Source organism: Pseudomonas sp. VMV1 (assembly GCF_056790235.1).
Genome location: NZ_JBXGSE010000001.1, coordinates 788,173 through 809,660 on the forward strand (window position 1 = coordinate 788,173; position 21,488 = coordinate 809,660).

The 21,488-nt window shown below is 65.1% G+C and carries 19 protein-coding genes and 1 pseudogene; 9 read left to right on the forward strand and 11 right to left on the reverse strand.

The genetic code is table 11. The features are described from left to right. Positions 1–71: 71 nt before the first annotated feature. Positions 72–896 carry a sigma-54-dependent transcriptional regulator gene (locus ACUCV0_RS03705; RefSeq protein ID WP_482212027.1) on the reverse strand — a complete coding sequence of 275 codons (825 nt, stop codon included), beginning with the start codon at positions 894–896 and terminating at the stop codon, positions 72–74. Positions 897–1,189: 293 nt separating this feature from the next. Here ACUCV0_RS03705 and ACUCV0_RS03710 point away from each other — a divergent pair, with 293 nt between their 5' ends. Then, positions 1,190–1,582, forward strand: coding sequence for a hypothetical protein (locus ACUCV0_RS03710; protein ID WP_313649560.1), 393 nt, complete (start codon positions 1,190–1,192; stop codon positions 1,580–1,582). A gap of 6 nt (positions 1,583–1,588) precedes the next feature. On the opposite strand, the gene xth is transcribed toward ACUCV0_RS03710, so the two are convergent. After that, positions 1,589–2,377, reverse strand: a complete 789-nt coding sequence (gene xth / locus ACUCV0_RS03715; protein WP_482212028.1) for an exodeoxyribonuclease III — start codon at positions 2,375–2,377, stop codon at positions 1,589–1,591. 448 nt (positions 2,378–2,825) lie between these two features. On the opposite strand from xth, the gene ACUCV0_RS03720 reads away from it, so the two are divergent. After that, positions 2,826–5,501 carry a glycoside hydrolase family 5 protein gene (locus ACUCV0_RS03720; RefSeq protein ID WP_482212029.1) on the forward strand — a complete coding sequence of 892 codons (2,676 nt, stop codon included), beginning with the start codon at positions 2,826–2,828 and terminating at the stop codon, positions 5,499–5,501. Positions 5,502–5,729: 228 nt separating this feature from the next. Then, positions 5,730–5,918, forward strand: coding sequence for a hypothetical protein (locus tag ACUCV0_RS03725; RefSeq protein WP_059314448.1), 189 nt, complete (start codon positions 5,730–5,732; stop codon positions 5,916–5,918). Positions 5,919–5,941: 23 nt separating this feature from the next. Here the strand turns inward: ACUCV0_RS03725 and ACUCV0_RS03730 are convergent, their stop codons facing one another. The 4 genes from ACUCV0_RS03730 to ACUCV0_RS03745 form a co-directional block, all read right to left on the reverse strand. Next, positions 5,942–6,283, reverse strand: coding sequence for an FKBP-type peptidyl-prolyl cis-trans isomerase (locus ACUCV0_RS03730; RefSeq protein ID WP_271654546.1), 342 nt, complete (start codon positions 6,281–6,283; stop codon positions 5,942–5,944). 59 nt (positions 6,284–6,342) lie between these two features. Beyond that, positions 6,343–7,203 carry a pirin family protein gene (locus tag ACUCV0_RS03735; RefSeq protein ID WP_059314450.1) on the reverse strand — a complete coding sequence of 287 codons (861 nt, stop codon included), beginning with the start codon at positions 7,201–7,203 and terminating at the stop codon, positions 6,343–6,345. A gap of 78 nt (positions 7,204–7,281) precedes the next feature. Next, positions 7,282–8,367, reverse strand: a complete 1,086-nt coding sequence (locus ACUCV0_RS03740; RefSeq protein ID WP_482212030.1) for a sigma-54 interaction domain-containing protein — start codon at positions 8,365–8,367, stop codon at positions 7,282–7,284. A 10-nt stretch (positions 8,368–8,377) separates the two neighbouring features. Next, on the reverse strand, positions 8,378–9,544 hold the full coding sequence (locus ACUCV0_RS03745) for an acyl-CoA dehydrogenase family protein (RefSeq protein ID WP_482212031.1): 1,167 nt from the start codon (positions 9,542–9,544) through the stop codon (positions 8,378–8,380). Positions 9,545–9,844: 300 nt separating this feature from the next. On the opposite strand from ACUCV0_RS03745, the pseudogene ACUCV0_RS03750 reads away from it, so the two are divergent. Then, positions 9,845–10,531: pseudogene (locus ACUCV0_RS03750) on the forward strand (PAS domain-containing protein); the annotation flags it as partial. A 129-nt stretch (positions 10,532–10,660) separates the two neighbouring features. Beyond that, positions 10,661–11,071, forward strand: a complete 411-nt coding sequence (locus tag ACUCV0_RS03755) for a methyl-accepting chemotaxis protein (protein WP_423815135.1) — start codon at positions 10,661–10,663, stop codon at positions 11,069–11,071. A 58-nt stretch (positions 11,072–11,129) separates the two neighbouring features. Here the strand turns inward: ACUCV0_RS03755 and ACUCV0_RS03760 are convergent, their stop codons facing one another. Beyond that, positions 11,130–12,374: an acyl-CoA dehydrogenase family protein gene (locus ACUCV0_RS03760; protein ID WP_482212032.1), complete on the reverse strand. Its 1,245-nt coding sequence runs from the start codon at positions 12,372–12,374 to the stop codon at positions 11,130–11,132. 186 nt (positions 12,375–12,560) lie between these two features. Between ACUCV0_RS03760 and ACUCV0_RS03765 the strand changes: the two genes are divergently transcribed. The 3 genes from ACUCV0_RS03765 to ACUCV0_RS03775 all read left to right on the forward strand — a co-directional run bounded on the left by ACUCV0_RS03765 (position 12,561) and on the right by ACUCV0_RS03775 (position 15,365). Continuing rightward, the gene (locus ACUCV0_RS03765) at positions 12,561–13,553 is read left to right on the forward strand and encodes a ribonuclease Z (protein WP_482212033.1); all 993 of its coding nucleotides are present in this window, start codon (positions 12,561–12,563) and stop codon (positions 13,551–13,553) included. A gap of 114 nt (positions 13,554–13,667) precedes the next feature. Then, entirely contained in the window at positions 13,668–14,789 is a 1,122-nt protein-coding gene (locus ACUCV0_RS03770; protein ID WP_059314456.1) for a YncE family protein, read from the forward strand. A gap of 105 nt (positions 14,790–14,894) precedes the next feature. After that, entirely contained in the window at positions 14,895–15,365 is a 471-nt protein-coding gene (locus ACUCV0_RS03775) for an MEKHLA domain-containing protein (RefSeq protein ID WP_482212034.1), read from the forward strand. Positions 15,366–15,728: 363 nt separating this feature from the next. Here ACUCV0_RS03775 and ACUCV0_RS03780 read toward each other — a convergent pair whose 3' ends face one another. The 4 genes from ACUCV0_RS03780 to ACUCV0_RS03795 form a co-directional block, all read right to left on the reverse strand. Beyond that, the gene (locus ACUCV0_RS03780; RefSeq protein WP_482212035.1) at positions 15,729–16,397 is read right to left on the reverse strand and encodes a LutC/YkgG family protein; all 669 of its coding nucleotides are present in this window, start codon (positions 16,395–16,397) and stop codon (positions 15,729–15,731) included. After that, entirely contained in the window at positions 16,394–17,848 is a 1,455-nt protein-coding gene (locus ACUCV0_RS03785) for a LutB/LldF family L-lactate oxidation iron-sulfur protein (protein ID WP_482212036.1), read from the reverse strand. The genes ACUCV0_RS03780 and ACUCV0_RS03785 overlap by 4 nt, the downstream gene beginning before the upstream one ends. Next, positions 17,845–18,669, reverse strand: coding sequence for a (Fe-S)-binding protein (locus tag ACUCV0_RS03790; protein ID WP_482212037.1), 825 nt, complete (start codon positions 18,667–18,669; stop codon positions 17,845–17,847). Before ACUCV0_RS03790 ends, ACUCV0_RS03785 begins: the two co-directional genes overlap by 4 nt. Positions 18,670–18,741: 72 nt before the next feature. Next, a complete protein-coding gene (locus tag ACUCV0_RS03795; protein ID WP_059314461.1) occupies positions 18,742–20,439 on the reverse strand; it encodes a lactate permease LctP family transporter in 1,698 nt (565 codons plus the stop codon). Positions 20,440–20,657: 218 nt separating this feature from the next. On the opposite strand from ACUCV0_RS03795, the gene ACUCV0_RS03800 reads away from it, so the two are divergent. Further along, positions 20,658–21,425 (forward strand): GntR family transcriptional regulator, encoded by a 768-nt coding sequence (locus ACUCV0_RS03800; RefSeq protein WP_482212038.1) that lies wholly within the window; start codon positions 20,658–20,660, stop codon positions 21,423–21,425. The last annotated feature ends 63 nt before the right edge of the window (positions 21,426–21,488 follow it).

Sequence of the window (21,488 nt, forward strand, 5' to 3'; positions counted from 1 at the left end):
AAGGGACGTAGCGGTCATGGTAAGACTCGATGAGGAAGTACGCGGCTAGGACTGCCGTCTGTCGGCGGAGTTCAGTGCGAACCCAGGGACGATGGCAGCAGCTTGCCAAGCTGGAGACCCGACGTCGAGGCGGTCAGCAGGGCGGTATGGAGAACCTGTTCAAGTTCGCGGATGTTTCCCGGCCAGGCGTAGGCCAGCAGCGCCGCTTCGTCCTGGGCCGTCAGCACCGGGGGTTCGCGACCCAGGCGCTCGGCATGCTGCTTCAGAAAATGCCGAGCGAGGGGTAGCAGATCCGCCGGGCGCTCCCGCAGGGCGGGCACCGGAACCAGGCCGGGTGCGAGCAGCTGCCAGAGGTGCGGATTGAAGTGGCCGGCCACGACCGCCTCGGCCAGCTCCACGCTGGAGCCGACGATCAGGCGCACCGCTATCGGAGTCCGTTGAGTGCTGCCCACGCGCAGGATGCTGCCGTCCTGCAGAACCTCGACCAGCGCCTCCTGCAACTCAGCTGGCAGATCGGCAATTTCATCGAGATAAAGACTGCCGTCGTTTGCGGTGCCGAACCAGCCCACGCGGCTGCCGGAGGTACCGGCATAGGCCCGGGGGACATAGCCGAACAATTCGGCAGCGCCATGGCGCCTGCTGAGCGAGGCGCAATTCAGGCTGCTGAAGAGGCCGGTTCGCCCACTGCGTTCGTGCAGGCGGCGCGCCAGTAACTCACGACCGGTGCCCCATTCGCCGGACAACACCACGGGCTCTGGCAAAGGGGCGAGTTGATCCAGCCGTTCGAGCAGTTGCCGGGAGCGCGGATCGGCGAAGGCCAGGGCCTTGGCGCGGATGGTGAGAGCGCTGTGCTGATCGGTCGGGACGATCAGGAGTTCGGGTGAGGCAATAGGCATGGCGACATCGGTAAGCAATCAAATCGCTATGCTATCGACTGAGATTTATAGCTAAAAATACGTTTTAGCTATTCGCTTAGGCTTTTTGGTTATCTAACGAAAAGGCCAGGGCAGCCTTTTGATGTTCAGGAATCAGAGTTTCCAAGTCGATGTCAGGTAAGCCGATAGGCGGGGTACCTGGATATCGGCGCAATCTATCGGGGCGTCACGAGTTGCACGTCCGATGCCGACATCGCTAGGGTAGGCCGGCGGGACTGGTTCTACCGCCCTTGAAGAAGAGGAACTGCCGATCGATGCCTTCCCTGCGTGCGCCCTGTCCGCCTGGTGTCTGTACCTGTGATCGCGAAGCCGTGCTGGCTGATCCTCAAGGTGACGCCCGGGCCCTGCTGCTCAATCGCCAGGAGGAGCAGCGGCTGTTGGGCCGCCTGGAGAATATCGCCAGCGTGGCCGAGCTGCAGCGTTTGCAGCAGCGCTTGCAGGAGCAGTTGGGCATCCGCCTGGAGATCCGGCCGGGATCGGGAGAGGTGCGCAGTGCCAGGGGCATGCTGATCGAGCTGCAGCCACGACCGGGGCTGTGTCGCAAACTCCACCAGTCGATACCCGCGGCCATCCGTCGTGGCCTGGCGCAGCACCCTGAAATCCTTTACGGGCTACTCAATGCCAACGACCTGTTGCGCGACGCCTGAGTGTCCTCAGGCAGGCCCCTTGAAGCGAATCCAGGTCGGGGCGTGGTCACTGGTCTTTTCCAGGTCGCGCACCCAGCGGTGGACGCCCGCTTCCTGAAGTTCAGAACGCAGCCCGGGGCTCAGCAGCAGGTGGTCGATGCGCAGGCCGGCATTGCGTTGCCAGCGTTGGCGGAAATAGTCCCAGTAGGTGTAGATGGCTTCATCGGGGTGGCAGGCGCGTAGCGCGTCCAGCCAGCCCTGGGCGAGCAGACGCTCGAAGCAGGCACGGCTTTCGGGTTGCAACAGGGCGTCCTTGCGCCAGGACTTGGGATCGTAGATGTCCCGATCGGTCGGGACCACGTTGTAGTCACCCGCCAACACCACCGGATGCCCGCTTTCGATCAGCCCCAGGGCATGATCGATGAAGCGGTCGAACCAGGCGAGCTTGTAATCGAACTTGGGGCCGGGCCAGGGATTGCCGTTGGGCAGATAGAGGCTGGCGACGATTACGCCTTTCACCGCCGCTTCCAGGTAACGACGTTGGGAATCGTCCTCCATCCCGGGCAGGCCCCGGCGAATCTCCAGGGGCTGATCGTCACGCGCCAGGATGGCCACGCCATTCCAGGAGGGCTGCCCATCCCAGAGGGCGCCGTAGCCGGCGGCCTCCAGCTCAGCCTCGGGGAAGTCTACGGCTTTCGCCTTCAGCTCCTGCAGGCAGACGATGTCCGGCTGCTCCCGCTCCAGCCACTGCAACAGAATGGGAAGCCGGGCCCGAATGCCATTGACGTTGTAGGTCGCGAGGGTGAGGGCGGTCATGGGACGTTCCTTGAAAGGTTATAGCCATGACCAAGGCCTGGTGTCGGCAGTTCCTCTTGCGCCTCTTTGTGATCAAGTCCGCATTATTTTGTGACTTACTTTTTTTGGCACCTTCGGGAACTTTTTGGCCATTGCTCGATTGCTATGAAGGGAAATTTGACATCGCGTAGCTGATTTGTAGTCAGTGAACGAACTCTGAGCGGCGAAGTTCTCCGGGAAAATGATCAGTTAATTAGAAAAATCTATAAAAATCAGTTACCTAAATTATATCTATATGATGGCTAAGTAATGGCCATAGTTGCAGGGTAATGGAGTTGGCATGCTGCTTGTATAGAGCTAGCTGCCTGGAGGCAATGTCGTGCGGAAACCCCATCCGCACGACTCTTCTCTCACTTCATATCGGCCCGTGTTCAGGGAGCGCGTTCACCCGTCGATTTAGCAGTTGGTGATGATGAATCCATCCTTCCTGAAGTTTTCCCGCAGGACCGCCAAGGTGCTGCCTTTCGTCGCTGCGCTTGCCCTGGCTACCGGTGCCAAGGCCGAGCAGGTCAGCCTGGTCGGTTTGAATCTGTCCGGTGCCGGTTTCGCCGGTCAGGTGCTGCCGGGTGTGAACGGTACGAACTACATCTTTCCCGTGGAGGCCTACTTCAAGCAGTGGAGCGCCAAGGGGATCAAGCTGATTCGTTTCCCGATCATCTGGGAGCGACTGCAGCCGGTGCTGGGCGGTCCGCTGGATCCGACCTATGCCGCGCTGGTGGACCAGACCTTTGCCAATGCGCAGAAGTACGGCATGCGGATCATCCTCGATCTGCACAACTACACCTTCTATCGCGGTTCGGTGATCGGCAGCACGGCAGTGCCCTATGACCGCTACCAGGAGATCATGACCCGTATCGCCCAGCGCTGGAGCAATCACCCTGCGCTCTATGCCTACGACATCATGAACGAGCCGCACGACTCCATGGCCCAGTGGCCGATCGCTGCCCAATACGGTATCAACGGCGTTCGCGCGGTCGACAAGACCAAACCCATCATGATCGAGGGCAACGGCTGGTCGGAGGCGACCCGCTGGCCGCTGTGGAACGACTCCCTGCTGGCGCTCAAGGATCCGTCCGACAACCTGATCTTCCAGGCACATTCCTATTTCGACGAAAGCGCCGGCGGCAACTACACCGGAATCGATGTCGGCAAGTTGAGCCAGGACTACGGCGTGGAGCGCGTGCGGCCCTTCGTCGAGTGGCTCAAGAAGAACAAAAAGAAGGGCATGATCGGGGAGTTCGGCGTGCCGGATAACGATCCGCGCTGGCTGCCGCTGATGGACCGGATGCTGGCCTATCTCAAGCAGAACTGCATTCCTTCGACCTACTGGGCGGCCGGCCCGGGTTGGGGCAACTACTTCCTGTCGGTGGAGCCGATCAATGGCGCCGACCGGCCGCAGTGGCCGACCCTGCGCAAATACCTCGATGACAGTAGCTGCTCCGCCATCGGCCCCATCGCCAGCGGCGCAGGCAGTACGCCGGCGAGCGGCTCAGGCACCACGGGTAGCTCGAGCGGTGGCAGCGGTGGCAGCGGTGGCGCTCCTACCGGCTCCACCAATGGCGGGACTACGGGGCCGGGCACTTCCGCAGGCAATGGTAGTACCGGCAATACCGGTGGCTCGACCACTACTGGGGTCACCACCTCGATCAACGACTTCACCAACGAAGATTGGCTGCATGGCGTGTATCGCAAGTCGGCGGGTTTCTCCATTCCCGCGTCGGCCGCGAACGTGGGGGCCTTCAAGGTAGGCGCCCAGATAACGCCGGCCGATGGCAAGAGCTACAAGGTGACCTATGCCCAGGTCGTCGGCAGTAACATGAGCGTCTTCATCGAGAGCCCGCAGCTCGATGGCAACGCCTATGGCTATCCCAAGACGCTGCGCACCGGGACCACCACCTCCGGCACGCCGGCCACGGTACCGGGCACCACCACGGGCTCGACTGGCAGCACGGGCACCTCCAGCGCGAGCAGCAGCTCAGGCAATGCCGCGTCGGTCGTGACGGTGCCGACGGTCGAGACCAAGCCCGTGACCGGAACCGGCAGTACCGGGGCGACCGGTTCCAGCCCGGCGCAGACGGGGGCCTCGTCGAGGCCCGTGGCGTCGGCTGGCACGCCAGTGAATACCGCCAAGCTCAATCTGGTCGGGCTGAATTTCTCTGGCGCCGCCTTCGCGCCCCAGACGCTACCGGGGGTGCTCAACGTCAGCTACATCATGCCGGGCGAGGCGCATTTCCAGCAGTGGAGCGCCAAGGGCGTGCGGCTGATTCGCTTCCCGGTGATCTGGGAGCGGCTGCAGACGCGCTTCTTCGGCAGCCTGGAAGGGGCTTACACCCAGCAGGTCACCCAGGTGCTGGAGCTGGCCAAGAAATACAACATGAAGGTGATCCTGGCGCTGGATAACGGGGGGCGCTACAAGGGCACCCTGATCGGCACCGGCAGCGTTACCAACTTCAACTACTGGGATCTGATGTACCGGCTGGCCTATCAGTGGGGCAACCATGCGGCGCTCTATGGCTACGACATCATGGGCAAGCCCAACGGCGCCGACAGCAGTTGGCCGGTCACCGCGCAATCCGGTATCGACGGTGTGCGTACCATGGACCGTACCCATCCGGTGATCGTGCAGGGCAATGCCTGGGGCAGCGCGGCCAACTGGCCGGCGGTCAGCAACGCCTTGCTGGGTCTCAAGGATCCGGCGAACAACCTGATCTATGCGGCCAACGTCTACCTGGATCAGGACGGCAGCGGTAGCTATGCGGCGCAGAACATGAACGGCTTCGATCCGCAGGTAGGGGTCAATCGCGTCAAACCCTTCGTCGAATGGCTCAAGCGCAACGGCAAGCGGGGCATGATCGCCGAATTTGGCGTTCCCTCCGGCGACAGCCGCTGGTTGACCGCGACCGACAACCTGCTCGCCTACCTGCAGCAGAACTGCATGCCGCTGACCTACTGGGCTGCCGGACCGGGCTGGGGCACATCCGCACTGGCGGTCGAGCCGGTGAACGGGGTGGAGCGACCCCAGTGGCCGACGCTGAAGAAGTACGTCGACGCCAGCAACAGCTGTACGGCGGTAGGGCCCCGCTGAGGCGGATTTCGCTCAGCGCGAAGGCGATGAAATCCTCTGGGGTTCATCGCCTTTTTTCTTGGCTGACCGATAGGCGAAAAGACAAGGGTTCCGCACGCTGGAAGCGTTCCCGCGTGGGAGAAAATGGCTCTGGCACAGTGCTTGGGGGGACGACGAACGGCTCTAGCTCGACTTGTCGCGGCGCGGTTAGAGTCGAAATCGACACCACAAGCACAAGGAGTAGGTGCCATGACTCAAACTACCCAGGAGCGGTTGCAGAATCTCGAAGAGCAGATCCGCAGCCATCGACAGGACCTCGCACGAAGCCGGCAGAGCTTCCAGGAGCAATTCGTCATCTACACCCACAAATTCGCGCGCCTGAGTGTGCTCGAAGCCCAACTCGAACTGGTGCGCAATAACACCAAGGCGCCGAACTGAAGGCGCTACCGGTCGGCCAGTCCTCACTCGTCCCGCGTCAGGACTTCCAGTAATTCGATTTCGAACCTCAGGTTGGCGTGGGGCTTGATCAGAGCGCCAACCTGGCGTTCGCCATAGGCGAGGGCCGCGGGCACTTCCAGGCGCCGCTTGCCCCCCACCCGCATGCCCATCAGGCCCAGGTCCCAGCCCTTGATCACGCGCCCCGTGCCGATGACGCACTGGAAGGGCCGACCCTTGGCGCGGGACGAATCGAACAGGGTGCCATCGTCCAACCAGCCCTCGTAATGGGTGGTGATCAGGGCACCCTTGACCACGGCTTTGCCGTCGCCCACCACCACGTCCTCGATTCGTACCTCGTCGCTCATCGTCGCGCTCCTGCTGAAAAGGCGCAGTCTAGCCTGTTGCTCAGGTTGGGCGACCCGCCTTAGTCCGGCACATCGCCGAACAGCCCTGCCTGGTAGTCGCGGATCGCCTGGCGGATCTCATCGGCGGTGTTCATGACGAAAGGCCCATGGGCGACGATGGGTTCGGCGAAGGGAGCGGCATGGCCATAGAGCAGGACGGCGCCTTCGCGGCTGGCGATGTCGATATGGTCGCCGTCGTCGGCGAATTCGAACAGGTGCCAGGGCGCTTCATCGCGTCCGGCGATCTGCAGGGTGCCACGAACGCCATAGCAGAACACCGTCGCGCCCGCGGGGGCGGGCAGGGATATCTGGCCGCCAGGTGCGATCTCGACCGTCATCAGGGTGATGGGCGTCAGGGTCGGTACCGCGCCCTGAACACCCTGGTGGCTGCCGGACGCAAGCTGGATGCGCACCCGACCCTCATCGGCTTCGATCAGCGGCATGTCCGCGGCGGAGATGCCGTGGTAGGCGGGCGGCGTGAACTTCAGGCGGGCGGGGAGGTTGACCCACAATTGCAGGATCTCCAGGTCGCCGCCGTCACGCTTGAAGGCGGCGGGTGACAGCTCCGCATGGACCAGGCCGCTGCCCGCGGTCATCCACTGGATGCCTCCGGCCTCGATGACACTCTCATGGCCGCCGCTGTCGCGGTGGGCGAGGGCGCCGGCGAGGATGAAGGTCACCGTCTCGAACCCGCGATGGGGGTGGGGACCGAAGGGCAGGCCGGCGTTGTGCGGCGGATAGACCTGGGGGCCGTGGTGGTTGAGGAAGAGGAAGGGGTCCAGATGGGCCAGTCCGGGGCCTGGTAACGGCCGCCGGGTCTGGAGCTCGCCGATGTCATCGCGCCGGGCGGGATGGCGGTGGAGCAAGGTACGGGCGGACATGAGGGGGCCTCGCAGGAGCAAAAGGTCAGTGTAAAGGGCCCCTCGCCGACCGGGTACCCCGCACCGGCCGGCCGCCGCTCAGATGGAGAAGCGGACCTCCCGTTCCGGACGAGACGCTGCCGGCCGCCGGTGATTGACCACCAGCTCGCCGATGCGGATCAGATGGGCTCGGGTGACGTTGCGACTCAAGCCCAGCAGGCGCGCGGTATGCACCTGGTTGCGGTGGCAGAAGCGATAAGCGGCCCGCACCAGGGCGTCTTCGACGCGCTCGTGCAAGGCTTCCGGCTGTTCCTCGAAGAGTTGGGCGAAGGCATCGGTCAGCAGGGTATCGACCGGCGCCGGCTCGCGTGGCCGGGACGCCGGCATAGCGAGGCTGGGACGCTGGACGAAGACCAGGTCCGCGGCATCGATCAGGCCCTGCGGCTTGAGCAGCAGCGCATGCTGCAGGGTATTTTCCAGCTCGCGGATGTTGCCGGGCCAGGGGTGCTCCAGCAGGCGTCGCTCCGCCGCGGGCGTGAGGGATACCGAGGCCTGGGTGAAGGCGTGCAGGAAATGCCGGGCCAGCGGCAGGATATCGCCCTGCCGCTGGCGTAGCGGCAGCAACGGCAGGCTGACCACATTGAGGCGATACCAGAGGTCTTCACGAAAGGTCCCTTCGGTCACCGCCCGCTCCAGCGGGACGTTGGTCGCGGCGATGATGCGCACGTCCAGGGCGACGCTGCGGCGGGAGCCCAGGCGGACCACCTCGCGCTCCTGCAGCACCCGGAGCAGCTTGACCTGTACCGACAGGGGCAGATCGCCGATCTCGTCGAGAAACAGGGTGCCACCGTTGGCCTCCTCGAACCAGCCGGCGCGCGCGGTCAGAGCGCCGGTGAAGGCGCCCTTTTCATGGCCGAACAGTTCTGCCTCGACCAGGCTTTCGGCGAAGGCGCCGCAATTCACTGCGACGAAGGGGCCGGCATGGCGATGGCTGAGGGCATGGATATGGCGCGCGATCAGCTCCTTGCCGGTGCCGGTCTCGCCGATCACCAGCACGCTGGCGTCGCTGGGGGCGATCTTTTCCAGGTGGGCGAGCAACTCTCGGGAACGGGGATCGGCGAAGACCTGGGCCGTCGCCCGGTAGCGGGGGACCTCGGGCGTGCGCGTGAGGGTCAGCAGCGTCATCGCGGGCTCCTCAGGAATAGAAGCTGGGGCTGGGCAAGGCATCGTTGAGGGCCCAGTCGCCCAGTTCGTGAAGTTTATAATCGACCGGATCGTGCAGGGTCTGGGTGCGCAGGTTGCGCCAGTAACGGTCCAGCCGCAGGGCGCCCGCGGTGGCCCGGGCGCCGCCGACCTCGAACAGCCGGCTGGCGAGATCGAGGCCGTGGCGACTAGCCGCCACCTTGGCCGTGGCGATGGCGATGGCCAGTTCACCTCTAGCCTCTGCGGTGAGGGCCGTCCCCTGGTGCCAGGCCTGAGCGAAGGCGCCATTGGCTCGCTCCACCAGCAGGCGGCTGCTTTCCAGGGCGACCCAGAATTCTCCGTAGTGGCGCAGGATGTAGGGGTCTTCGCTGGCACTGGCAGCCGGGGACTTGAACCAGGGACGCGCCTGGGTGGTGGTGTAGTGGCGCGCCTCGGTGAAGGCACCTTCGGCCAGGCCGAGAAAGATGTTGGCGAAGATCAGCTGGGCCAGCAGCGGGCGCAGGCAGGCGAAGGGGGTGCTCAGGGGGCCGGGGTCGAGCAGCCATTCCTGTTGTTCGACGCGAACGCCGTCGAAGCGCGCGCTGCCGCTGTCGGTCTGCCGCTGACCGTTGTTGTCCCAATCGTCGAACAGCTGGATACCAGCGCGTCCGCTGGGCACCACGGCGATCAGCAGACGGCCGCTGTCATCGTTTTCCAACGCCGACAGCAGCAGCAGATCGGAGTCCAGGGCGCCACTGCAAAAGCTCTTCTGGCCATCCACCTGCCAGGCGTCGCCGCTCCGGCGGGCCAGGGTGCGGCGATCCAGCGGATTGAGGGCGTTACCCCAGAACAGGGCGCCGCGCGCGGTGCGCTCCAGCCAGGGCCGCCACTGCTCAGGCTGGCCGAACAGCTGGGCGGTGGCCAGCAGCAGATGATGGAAGCCAAAGACATGGGCCAGTGAGCTGTCGACCCGGGCGAGCCGGCGTACCGCTTCCAGCGTCTCGTCCCAGGAGGCACCCAGGCCACCGAGGTCCGTTGGAATGCTCAAGGCGAGCAGGCCACTGCGACGCAGGGCGTCCCGCTCGGCCTTGGGGGTTCCGCCCTGACGATCACGCTCCGCCGCCGTGGCGGCGAAGTCGGTCAACAATGGGGTAAGGGGTTCCAGCAGCGAGTAGGACATGGTGGGCCCTGGCATAAAAATGGTCGGCACGAGTTAGAACGTAAAGCCGGGATAGCCCTGATCTGAAATATTTTTTTGTTATTAGGTAATGGTCTGGTCCCATCCATCTTCCATTTTGACCGCCCAGTCTCAAGTGCGGTTATCGGACTAAAGACATGGCTAGTACCTGTCGATATAGCGCTAACTCAATCTCCCGGGTAGGGGCGTGTCATGTTCAACAAAGGACTAAAACAAGAACTGCAGCGTCTCCGCGAGCAGGTGGATTCCTTCAAGCGGCTCAAGGCCGAACTCGATGTGGAGATGATAGGCCTGGAGCTGGACGGCAGGGGTTGCATCACCTCCGTGAACGCCAACTTCGAAAAGGAAATGGGCCTGCGTGCGGCGGAGCTCCTGGGACGCTCCATGGTGGATCTCATCCCGGCGCACGTCAAAAACCAGGAGTACAGCCGTCGGCTGCAGCAGTGCCTGAGTCGCGGTGAGCCCTACAGCGGCGCCCTGCACCTGCTGCGCGGCGACGGACGCGAAGCCTGGCTGCGCGGCATCCTGCATCCCTTCCATGACAGCCAAGGTCAGGTCACGCGTTTTCGGCTGTTCTGCAATAACCTGACGCGCACCATCGAGACCTCCCGCGAGCATGAAAGCCTGCTCAAGGCCCTGCGCCGTTCCACGGCGGTCATCGAGTTCAACCTCGACGGCGAGGTGCTCGATGCCAACGACCGTTTCCTGCAGGCCACGGGCTATTCCCTCGCGCAGATCAAGGGCAAGCATCACCGCCTGTTCTGCGAACCGGCCGAAGCCAGTTCCGAGGCGTACCAGCAATTCTGGGCGCGCCTGCGGCGTGGCGAATTCATCGTTGATCGCTTCAAGCGGCTGGATGCCCAGGGTCGCGATGTCTGGCTGGAGGCCTCCTACAACCCGGTGATCGATGCCCATGACCGGCTGTACAAGGTGGTCAAGTTCGCCACCGTCATCACCGACCAGGTCCATCAGGAGCAGGCGGTGTCCGAGGCGGCCAGCGTAGCCTTCGAAACCTCCCAGCATACCGACGACACCGCCCGCAAGGGCGCGGTGGTGGCGCAGCAGACGGTTGACGTGATGCGCGCCCTGGCCAGCCAGATGCAGGAGGCGGTCACGGGTATCGAGGCCTTGGACAATCAGTCCCAGGTGATCGGCACCATCATCAAGACCATCAGCGGCATCGCCGAGCAGACCAACCTGCTGGCGCTCAATGCCGCCATCGAGGCCGCACGGGCGGGCGAGCAGGGGCGCGGTTTTGCCGTGGTGGCCGACGAGGTCAGGCAATTGGCCTCGCGGACCAGCAAGGCGACCGAGGAAATCGTCGGCGTGGTGCAGCAGAATCAGCAGCTGGCGAGCCAGGCGGTGACGGTGATCGAAAACGGGCGACGTCAGGCCGAGCAGGGGCTGGAGCTGGCCGGGCAGGCCGGGCAGGTGATCGTGGAGATCCAGGACGGCGCCCAGCGCGTGGTCGGAGCCGTGGGGCGCTTCGCCCGGCAGCTGTCGACCTGATCCCTCGCGCGCCTCATGAAGAAACGGCAACCCCAGGGTTGCCGTTTTGCATCTTGCGTCAGACTTGCTTGCTGCCGCCGCCGATCTGCCAGACGAAGGGCGGTTCGTGACCCTCGATCTCCCAGGCGCCGACGATGCGTTCCTTGTAGATCAGCGGATTGTGGGAGGCAGCCGTGCGGGCATTGCGCCAGTGGCGATCGAGCCCCTTGGTGGTGCTGGTGGCCGAGGCGCCCAGGGCATTGAACAGATCGCTGGTAGCGCGCAGCACCAGGTCGGCCACCGCGGACTGCGCCTGGGCGGACGCCAGCTCCGCCGCCACATTGGCCTCATGCTCCGCGGCGGCATCCTCGGCGTAGCGCGCTGCGAAGGCCGCCTGGGCCGCGGCGGCCGCCTGCAGGGTCGCGGCTTCAGCCGCGTAGACGAAGGCCGAGGCCTTGCCCACCACCTGCTGCACCTGGGGGTCGGCGCTCGCCGCGCTGGCGTTGCCGTGGCTGTAGACCCGGGTACGTGCCTTGACCTCCTGGGCAAAGTCGCGCACAGCGGCCTGCCCGCTGCCGGTGATCACGGCGAGCAGCACCAGCTGGTAGAAAGCGGTCTGGTAGGTGAAGCGGGTGCTGAAATCGATGAGATTGCCCGGCTCCACCAGCACCTCTTCGAACACCGAGGTGCCACTGGCGGTGGTGCGCTGGCCAAAGCCGTCCCAGTCGTCGGACTGGCGCACGCCCGGCTGGTCGGTGCGGATGGCGGCGATGACGTCGCCACCGGTGTCGTCGCGTTGGGCATAGACGTCGATCCAGTCGGCGAACAGGCTGCCGGTGCTGTAGTACTTGGTGCCGTTGAGGCGCCATTCACCGTCTCTCTGGCTGACCCGGGTGATGACCTCGCCGAGCTTGACCGTGCCGATCTCGGTCCAGGCATTACCCACCAGATCTCCGGTGACGAAACGCTCGAGCCAGACCTGCTGGGAGGCGCTGGCATGGGCGTTGAGGCGATCCTCGACAAAGGCGAAGTGGCCACGCAGGGCCTGGGGCAGATTGCTGTCGGCGGCCGCCAGCTCGATCAGCAGGCGCACCAGCTGTGGCAGGCTGGCGCCGCCGCCACCTAATTCCCGCGGCACCCGCACGGCGCCGAAGCCGGCCTCCTTGAGCCAGGCGATAGGCGCATAGGGCAGGGTGCGAGTGCGCTCCCGCTCCAGGGCGCCTTCGGCGATACGGGCGAAGAGGGGGCGGAAGCGGGCCGCCAGTTGTTCGTAGTCGGGAGCCTCGGCGTGGGGCGACGGCAGGTGGCGAGCGGGCAGGTTCATGATGGTCCTCGGCGAATGGGAGTCGACGCCAGGGCCTTTGCAAGAGCGTTGCCACCCTGCAAAAGCCCATTTCAGAGGGGCTCGGGCCTTGTCAGCTGACCTGGTCCCAGCAGCGCTGACCGATCGCTGTTGGCCAGGCGACAGTGGCGTCCGGCGCGCTAGACTGGTCTTTTGCGCGGAGCCTCCATGGATCTTCTCTTTCTCGGCACTTCGGCCGGGGTGCCTACGCGTCGGCGCAATGTCTCGGCCCTTGCCCTGATCGAGGACCAGGGCAAGAACTGGTTCCTCGTCGACTGCGGCGAGGCCACCCAGCATCAGCTCCTGCGCACCCCGCTGTCGGCCGCGGATCTGCGCGCCATCTGCATCACCCATGTCCACGGCGACCACTGCTATGGCCTGCCGGGACTCCTGGCCAGCGCCGCCATGACCGGACGCAGCCAGCCCCTGGTGCTGATCGCACCCCAGGCGGTCCATGACTGGCTCGCTGCCACCCAGGCGCTGACCGCCCTGCACCTGCCTTTCGAGTTGCAGCTCCATGCCCTGGGAGGCTTTGCCGGCGTCTCCCTGGGTGCTTGGGATATCGACGCCGTCGCGCTTTCCCACCGCGTGCCCAGTCACGCCTTTCGCTTCTGCGAGGCCCGTCGGCCGCAGCGACTCGATCCGGCGGCACTGGCGGCCGCCCAGGTGCCGCGCGGTCCGCTGTGGGGGCGGCTACATGCGGGAGAGGACGTGCTGCACGAGGGGCGACTGCTGCGCAGCGCCGACTACCTGCAGGCAGCCCATGGGGAACGACGATTGGTGGTGGCGGGGGACAACGACGATCCCGCCTTGCTCACAGAGGCCTGCCAGGGCGCTCAGGTGCTGGTCCATGAAGCCACTTACGCCCAGGCGCAGATCGACAAGACCGGCCAGAGCTGGGGTCACAGCAGTGCTGCCGGAATCGCCCGGTTCGCCGAGGCGCAGAGGTTGCCGGCGTTGCTACTTACCCATTTCAGTCCGCGCTATCAGATCGAGGCGGGGCGCTCACCGTCCATTGACGACCTGCGCCAGGAGGCTGCTGCCCACTATGGCGGCAGCTTGCACTTGGCGGAGGATTTCTCCCGCTTTCGTCTGGATCGTCAGGGCCGGCTGAAAGCCCTGGATCAGAGCGGTACAAGAGGGTGCGCTGGTCACTCCTAGGTTAGAGGTGGATTCGTTTCGGTCTTGTCTGACCTGTTCTCCTTGGGCATAGTGCGAACGTTTATCATTTCAGGATCAGCTGGATCCTTCGCATTTCGTTCCTAGGAGAAGCAAATGGCGGTGTCTTTCAACAAGGTTTCGACGCTGGGCGCCATGGCGCTACTGTCCCTGGCAGTGGCTGCCTGCTCCAACCGCCAGGAGGCACCGACGCCACCGCCACCCGCGCCGGCTCCCGTCGCTGCGCAACCGGCCGCGCCCCAGGCGCCTGCCGAACTCAAGCGCATCGAGCTGGGTTATGGCGTCTATGAGCTGGCCTACAGCCCAGCCAAGCAGTCGGTCTATGCCGCGACCGCCCAGTTGACCAAGGGCGTCACCGGCGGGGTGATCTATCAGCTCGATCCGACCACCCTGGCCGTCACCGGCCAGATCCACACCGATCTAAAGAACTTCGCCCTGACCACCGATGCCAGTGGCGAGACGCTGTTCGTCACCAACTCCCTGGACGGCGGCCTCAGTCGCATCGATCTGCGCACCGGCAAGGTGGAAAAGCGGCTGAAGTTCAACGAGATGGGCCGCGATGGCCATCCGGTCAATCCGCGCCAGGTCATCCTGCATGACGGCATGCTGTATGTCGGTGGCGTCGGTGATCCGGGTGTGATCTGGGTGGTGGACGCCAAGACCCTGACCCTCAAGGCGCGCATTCCCAACGCCGGCAAGTGGGTGACCGGCCTGCTGTACTCCGAAGACACCGGGCGCCTCTACGCCGCCAACGGCAGCGGTGAAGTACTGGTGATCAATCCGCGCACCCGCAAGATCGAGCACCGCTGGACCCCGGGCGACGGTGGCAAGTACCTGCTGCTGAACCTGGCCGAGGACCGGGCGAACCACCAGCTGTTCGTCACCGACAACTCCGAAGCCAAGACCGTGCTGGTCTTCGACATCCGCACCGGCAAGGTGATCAAGCGCCTGCCCGTGGGCGACGCCCTGGCCATCAAGCTCAATACCACCCGTAACGAGCTGTACATCACCCAGCGCGAGACCGGTCGGCTGCTGATCCTGGACGCCACTACCTACGCCGAAAAGAAGGCCTACGACCTCAAGCCCAATCCCAACAGCCTGCTGGTGAGCCCGGACGGCCAGACGCTGTATGCGACGGTGAAGACGCCCTTCGACAAGGAATACATGAACACCGCGCCGGAGAGCGTAGTGCGCATCGACCTCTCCGCGGTGAAGTAAACCGCGCCTGCGAGCTGCCGTGGCGTCCTGCCACGGTGGCCCTGGGCTTCCCAAGCCCGCCGGCTTGCTCTTGAATGGGGCTTCCATTCCTGAGGAGCTACCGGTTTGTCAGCTACCGATCTCAGCCTGCTTCCGCTGCTGGAAGCCTCCTACCGCCACTGGCTCGGCCAGCCGCTCCCCCGTCCCGCCGGGCTGCCCGAGGCTGACGTTTTCGCCTGGCTGCATGAGCGAGCTCCCTATGCCCTGCTGGCCCACGGCAGCGAAAGCGATCCGTTGTTCTGTTACGTCAACCAGCAGGCCCTGCGCTGCTTTGGCTATCCTCGCGACGAATTCATCGGCATGCCCTCGCGCTTCAGCGCCTCGCCCAAGGATAGGGACGAGCGTCAGCGACTGATGGAGGCGGTGGGACGCCAGGGTTATGCCAGCGGCTACGAAGGCTGGCGGGTAGACAAGGCGGGGGAGGCCTTCCAGATCCATGCCGGCGTGGTGTGGAACCTGGTCGATGCCGAAGGTATACGGTTGGGTCAGGCGGCGCTTTTCTGGCCGGACCCGCAGCGGATCGGGCAGGTGGATTGAGGCAGGTATTGGGCTTCGCTGTCCTCGGATGAGCTGCTCATTCGTGGACAAGGCTGCGCCGTTGTCCACCCTACGTTTAGCCCAACGCCGTAGGGTGGAAAACCGCGCAGCGTTTTCCACGCGAGGGTAACGCCGAGATCGCCCGGCTCATGCAGCTCCTCCGTCTCCTTGAGGGGGAGGGGAAAGGTTGGTCTGTGGGACCCCCTGCACTCGGTTAATTGGGGGAAGTCGTGACAAGGCTGCGCCGTTGTCCACCCTACGTATGCCCTGGCGCGGGAGATGCCAGGCTATCCCGACTCACGAAGGCACCCCCTCTCCCTGGGGGAGAGGGCTGGGGTGAGGGCGTCACCCCGGTCGGACGCCTCACTCGTCCTCGATGATCAGCACCACCAGGTCCTTGGGTCCATGGGCGCCATAGGCCAGCACCTGCTCGATGTCGGCGGTCTTGGACGGGCCCGAGATCAGCAGGGCGTTGGTCGGCATGCCGTCCTGCCAGTGGTGCTGTTGCTGCAGCTCGTAGAAGTTGTCGACCACCGTGCTGGCCCTGAGCAGGGCGATGTGCAGCGGTGGGACCAGGCTCATCAGCCGTGGCTCCTGGCGATCCGGCCAGAGCACCAGGCTGCCGGTGGAGGCCAGGGCGCCGAGGGTACCGGTAAGGCTGGCCGGGGTGTCGTTGAACAGTTCGGCCTTCCATTCCTCCACCGGCCGGTCATAGGCCTTCCAGCGTGGCTGCCCCTCCGCCTGCCAGCGCTCGGCCAAGCGGGCGCCGTGGGGCGTGTCGGGAGCGATCAGCAACTGCTCCAGTCCACGCTCGGCGAGGACGCGCTCCACCAGCGCCGGCCAGTCCGCCGTGGTGGTCAGGTGGGTTTCGGTGTGCACCGTCTCCATCAGGGTGCGCAGGCGGGCGATGCGTTCCTCAGGCGGATAGCGCCAGGGCTCGGTGACCAGGGCTTCGTCGAAGTTGTCGGCCAGCGGCTGCGTACCCTGGAGGCTGCCGCGCAGTTTGGCGAGGATGTTGTCGCGGGCGCTCATGGGCGTTTCTCCAGGTGTTCGCGGGCCAGTTCGTGCAGCGAGCGCGATGCCGGCCTGGGCGCGCTGTGATGCTCCGTCCAGGGGCCGAGCTGACCGGGGGTGAAGCGGCCGAAGCGGGTGGCGAGGTAGCTGAAGCCGCGATAGAGCAGGGGCGAGGTGTAGAGATTCTGCCAGGCATGCCAGGTCCAGCGCTCGCGGGCGGAAAACTTGCTGCCCTGACCGCGCAGGAGATGCGGTTCTGCTGCCGGGGCCTTGACGTTCTCTTCCCGCAGTCGCCGCAAGATTGCCGGAATCGGGATCTTGACCGGACAGACCTCGCCGCAGGCCCCACACAGTGAAGAGGCGCTGGGATGATCGGGCGCCTGTTCCAGGCCCACCAGGTGCGGGGTGATGATGGCGCCGATGGGACCCGGATAGACCTCGCCATAGGCGTGGCCACCGATGCGGGTATAGACCGGGCAGTGGTTCATGCAGGCGCCGCAGCGGATGCAGTTGAGGGTCTGGCGCAGTTCGCTGTCGGCGAACGCCTGGCTGCGGCCGTTGTCGAGCAGCACTAGGTGCACCTCGCGCGGCCCATCCAGTTCCTCGGCCTTGCGCGGTCCGGAGATCATGTTGACGTAGGTGGTGATGGGCTGGCCCAGCGCCGAGCGGGTCAGCAGCGACAGCAGGGGCACCACGTCGCGCAGATTTTCCACCACCTTCTCGATGCCGGTCACGGCGATGTGCACCGGCGGCACCGTGGTCGACATCCGCCCGTTGCCTTCGTTTTCCACCAGCAGCAGGGTGCCGGTCTCGGCCACTGCGAAGTTGACGCCGGAGATGCCGATGTCGGCCTCGAAGAATTTCTGCCGCAGCACGCGTCGGCCGGTCTGGATCAGTTCGTCGACGTCGGTGGTGTAGGGCTCGGCCAGGTGTTCGTGAAAGAGGGTGCCCACCTGCTGCCGGTTGAGGTGGATGGCCGGCATGATGATGTGCGAGGGCTTCTCCCCGGCGAGCTGGATGATGTACTCGCCCATGTCCGACTCCAGGCAATCGATGCCCTGGGCGCCGAGGACGTGGTTCATGTCCATCTCCTCGCTGACCATGGACTTGCCCTTGATCAGCAGCCGCGCCTCATGGCGCTCGGCGATCTGCTGGACGATGGCGTTGGCCTCGGCGGTGGTCTCGGCCCAGTGCACCTGGACGCCATTGCGCCTGAGGTTGGCTTCCAGCCGCTCCAGCAGGTCGGGCAGCTTGGACAGCGCCCGGGCGCGGATGCGGTTGCCCAGTTCGCGCAATCGCTCGCGCTCGTCGGCATCGCTCATGCTGGCCAGGCGCTTGGTCATCAGCGAATCCATGGCGGTGCGGAAGTTGCGCCTCAGCTGGTCGTCGCCCAGCGCCTGGCGCGCGCGAGTCTTGAAGGGTGGCGCCTCACTGACGTCGGTCAGGGGGATCTTGAGCATCTCGTTCATGCTTCACCTCCGATGCGGCGCCAGAGAAAGCTCGCCAGGTGTTCGCCGCGCAGGGCGGCGCGCTGTTTTTCCAGGGCGCCGTTGATGTTCATCAGGCAACCGCAATCGGCGGTGAGCACCTGGGCCGCGCCGCTGTCCTGCAGGGCGCGGGTCTTGTCCGCCACCATGGCACCGGAGATGTCCGGCATGCGTACCGAGAAGGTGCCGCCAAAGCCGCAGCATTCGCTTTCATGGTCATGGTCGACGCGCTCGACGGCCTGCAGTTGGCCGAGCAGGGCGCGGCCGTGCAGGTGGGTCTGCATCTCGCGGCGGGCGCTACAGGAGGTGTGCAGGGCGACCTTCGTCGGGGCGCCGCGATCCTGGTAGTCGACCTGGCAGACGTTGAGCAGGAATTCCGCCAGTTCATAGGTGCGTTCGGCGAGATCCTGTACCTGGCGCAAGGTCTCGGGCTCATCGGCGAACAGCTCGGCATAGTGATGGCGCAGCATGCCGGCGCAGGAGCCGGAGGGCACCACCACGGGCCAGGGTTCGGCGAACAGCGCCAGCTGGGCACGGGCCACGGCACGCGCTTCCTCGGTGTAGCCCGAGGTGTAGGCCGGCTGGCCGCAGCAGCTTTGCGCCTGGGGGAAATTGACGCGGATGCCCTCGCGCTCCAGCAGGCGGATGCTGTCCATGCCGGCTTCAGGATAGAAAAGATCCACCACGCAGGTGCCGAACAGATAGACCTGGCTTGGCTTGTCGCGCGGATAGGTCCGCGGGGGCGCCAGCGGCGGCGCGGTGCGGGTGGCGTTGGGGGCGGCGTTGTGGAAGAGCTCGTTCATCAGGCGTACTCCGGGTTGGCCCGGTTGGGAGAAGACCGGCGGCGAACTGAGCCGCCGCCGGGAAACGCACGATCAGTGCACCAGCATGCCGGTGAACACATAGGCCTGCGCCAGGGTGATCAGCCCGACCAGCACGGCGAAGCCAATGCTGTGACGCACGGTGAAGCGGAACAGGTCGGACTCCTTGCCCACCATGCCGGTGGCGGCGCAGGCCACGGCGATGGATTGCGGCGAGATCATCTTGCCGGTCACGCCGCCGGAGCTGTTGGCAGCGACCAGCAGGGTGTCGGAGACCCCGATCTGGTGCGCGGTGGTGGCCTGCAGCGAGCCGAACAGTGCGTTGGACGAGGTATCCGAACCGGTGAGGAACACCCCCAGCCAGCCCAGCAGCGGCGAAAAGAAGGGGAACAGTGCACCGGTACCCGCCAAGAGCAGGGCCAGGGTGGTGGACATGCCCGAGTAGTTGACGACGAAGGCGAAGGCCAGCACCAGTCCGATGGACAGGATCGGCTTGCGCAGTTCCACCAGGGTCTCCTTGAACACCCCCACGGCGGTCGACGGCTTGATGCGGAAGATGGCCATGGAGATCAGCGCTGAGATCAGGATGGCAGTGCCCGACGCAGACAGCAGGTCGAGCTTGTAGACCGCCGGCATGGGGGTCGGGGTCGCCACGATGGGGGCGGCCTTGAGCACCAGCTTGTCCAGGTAGGGCACCGGCACGCTGATCACCAGCGCATAGAGCGCACCGCCACTGGCGAACAGCGCCTTGAAGGCCTTGGTGGTCCAGATGGTGACGACCACCGTGAGGATCAGGAACGGCGACCAGGCCTTGATCACGGTACCCAGGGAATGCTCGGGCGGCAGGCGACCGCCCTGGCCGAAGCCGGCGCCACCGCCCCCCAGCATGGCCGCACCGCCGCCGCCCGTCACGGCCGTGGCACCGGCGGTGGCGTGCTGCGGCTGGCGCAGCTTGAGGTAGGCGGTGAGGGCGATCATGGCGGCCAGGGACGAGGTGATGTCGGGCAGCTCCGGACCGATGAAGTTGGAGGTCAGGTACTGGAACACGGCGAAGGTGCCACCGCAGATCAGGGCCGGCTTCCAGGTTTCCCGCAGGCCGCGCATGCCGTCCATCATGAACATCAGCCACAGCGGTACCAGCAGCGACAGCAGCGGCAGCTGGCGACCGGTCATGGCGCCGATCTTGAAGGCGTCGATGCCTGTGACCTGGCCGGCGACGATGGTCGGGATGCCCAGGGCACCGAAGGCCACCGGTGCGGTGTTGGCGATCAGGCAGAGACCGGCCGCTTTCAGCGGGTTGTGGCCCAGGCCCACCAGCAGCGCGGCGGTGATGGCCACGGGCGCGCCAAAGCCGGCGGCCCCTTCGAGGAAGGCGCCGAAGCAGAAGCCGATCAGCAGCACCTGCAGGCGCTGGTCGTCGGTGATGGACAGGACCGAGCTGCGGATGATGTCGAACTGGCCGCATTTGACCGTCAACTTGTAGAGAAACACCGCCGTCACGATGATCCAGGCGATGGGCCAGAGGCCGTACAGAAAGCCGTAGCCGGCCGAGGCCAACGCCTTGTCCACTGGCATGCGATAGACGAACAGGGCAATGAGCAGGGCGATCGCCAGGGTGATGGCGCCCGCTACGTGCCCCTTGAGCCTGAGGCCGGCGAGGGCGATGAAGAAGAACAGGATCGGTAGGGCGGCGACAAAGGCCGAAAGGCCCAGGCTGCCCAGGGGAAGATAGATTTGTTGCCAGGTTTCCATCGGGTGCTCCTTGATTATTTTTGTACGGAAGCGGCAGGACGGGGTTGCACAGCATCGCGGCCTGTGGCAAAAATTGGTAAGACCAATTTACAAGAGCGACTTCACGCACGTTAAGCGGGGTCTTTGCTGCTGTCAAATCGCCAGGAGTGCGACTTTAGTCGTCCAGTCGTTTTCTACCCGGCCCAGGCATTGCCGCCTGCCGGGTTTCGAGGGTTTTCATGGGTTTCGAACCGGTCAAGCAACGTCGTCTGTCCGACGACATCGTCAAGCATCTGGAGGCGCTGATCGCCGAGGGCTCGCTGCGCCCGGGTGAGCGGCTGCCCGCCGAACGCGCCCTGGCCGAGCGCTTCGGGGTATCACGTCCGTCGCTGCGGGAGGCCATCCAGAAGCTGGTGGCGCGCGGTCTGCTGCTCAGCCGCCAGGGCGGCGGCACCTATGTCACCGAGGCACTGAACAGCGCCTTCACCGATCCGCTGCTGCCGCTGCTGGAAAGCCGCGAGGAAACCCGGCGGGATCTGCTGGAGTTTCGTCATACCCTGGAAAGCGCCTGTGCCTACTATGCGGCGCAACGGGCCACCGAGCCTGACCTGGAAAGGCTGAAACTGGCCTGGGAGCGGTTGGAGGATTGCTACTGGCGGCGCGAGACGCTCACGCGGGAAGAGGAGGGCGAAGCGGATGCGGCCTTTCACCTGGCCATCGCCGAGGCGAGTCATAACGCCGTCTACCTGCACAGCATCCGCAGCCTGTTCGAATTGCTGCGCCATCACATGGTGACCAACATCGGCGGCATGCACGCCCAACGCGGCGAAACCCGCGATCGCCTGTTGGAACAGCACCGAGTGCTCTACCAGGCAATCGTCGCCGGAGAAGCCGAACGCGCCCGCGAAGCGGCAAGTCGTCACCTGGACTATGTGCGCGAGGTTCTGGAGGAGGCTGGCGCCATGGCAGGCCGTCTAGCACGGGCCAAACGGCGCGATGAACTCTGAAAAGAGCTGGCGGAAAAACATGTAGTGGCACTATGCTATTACTATAAGTTATCCGTCCGTGGC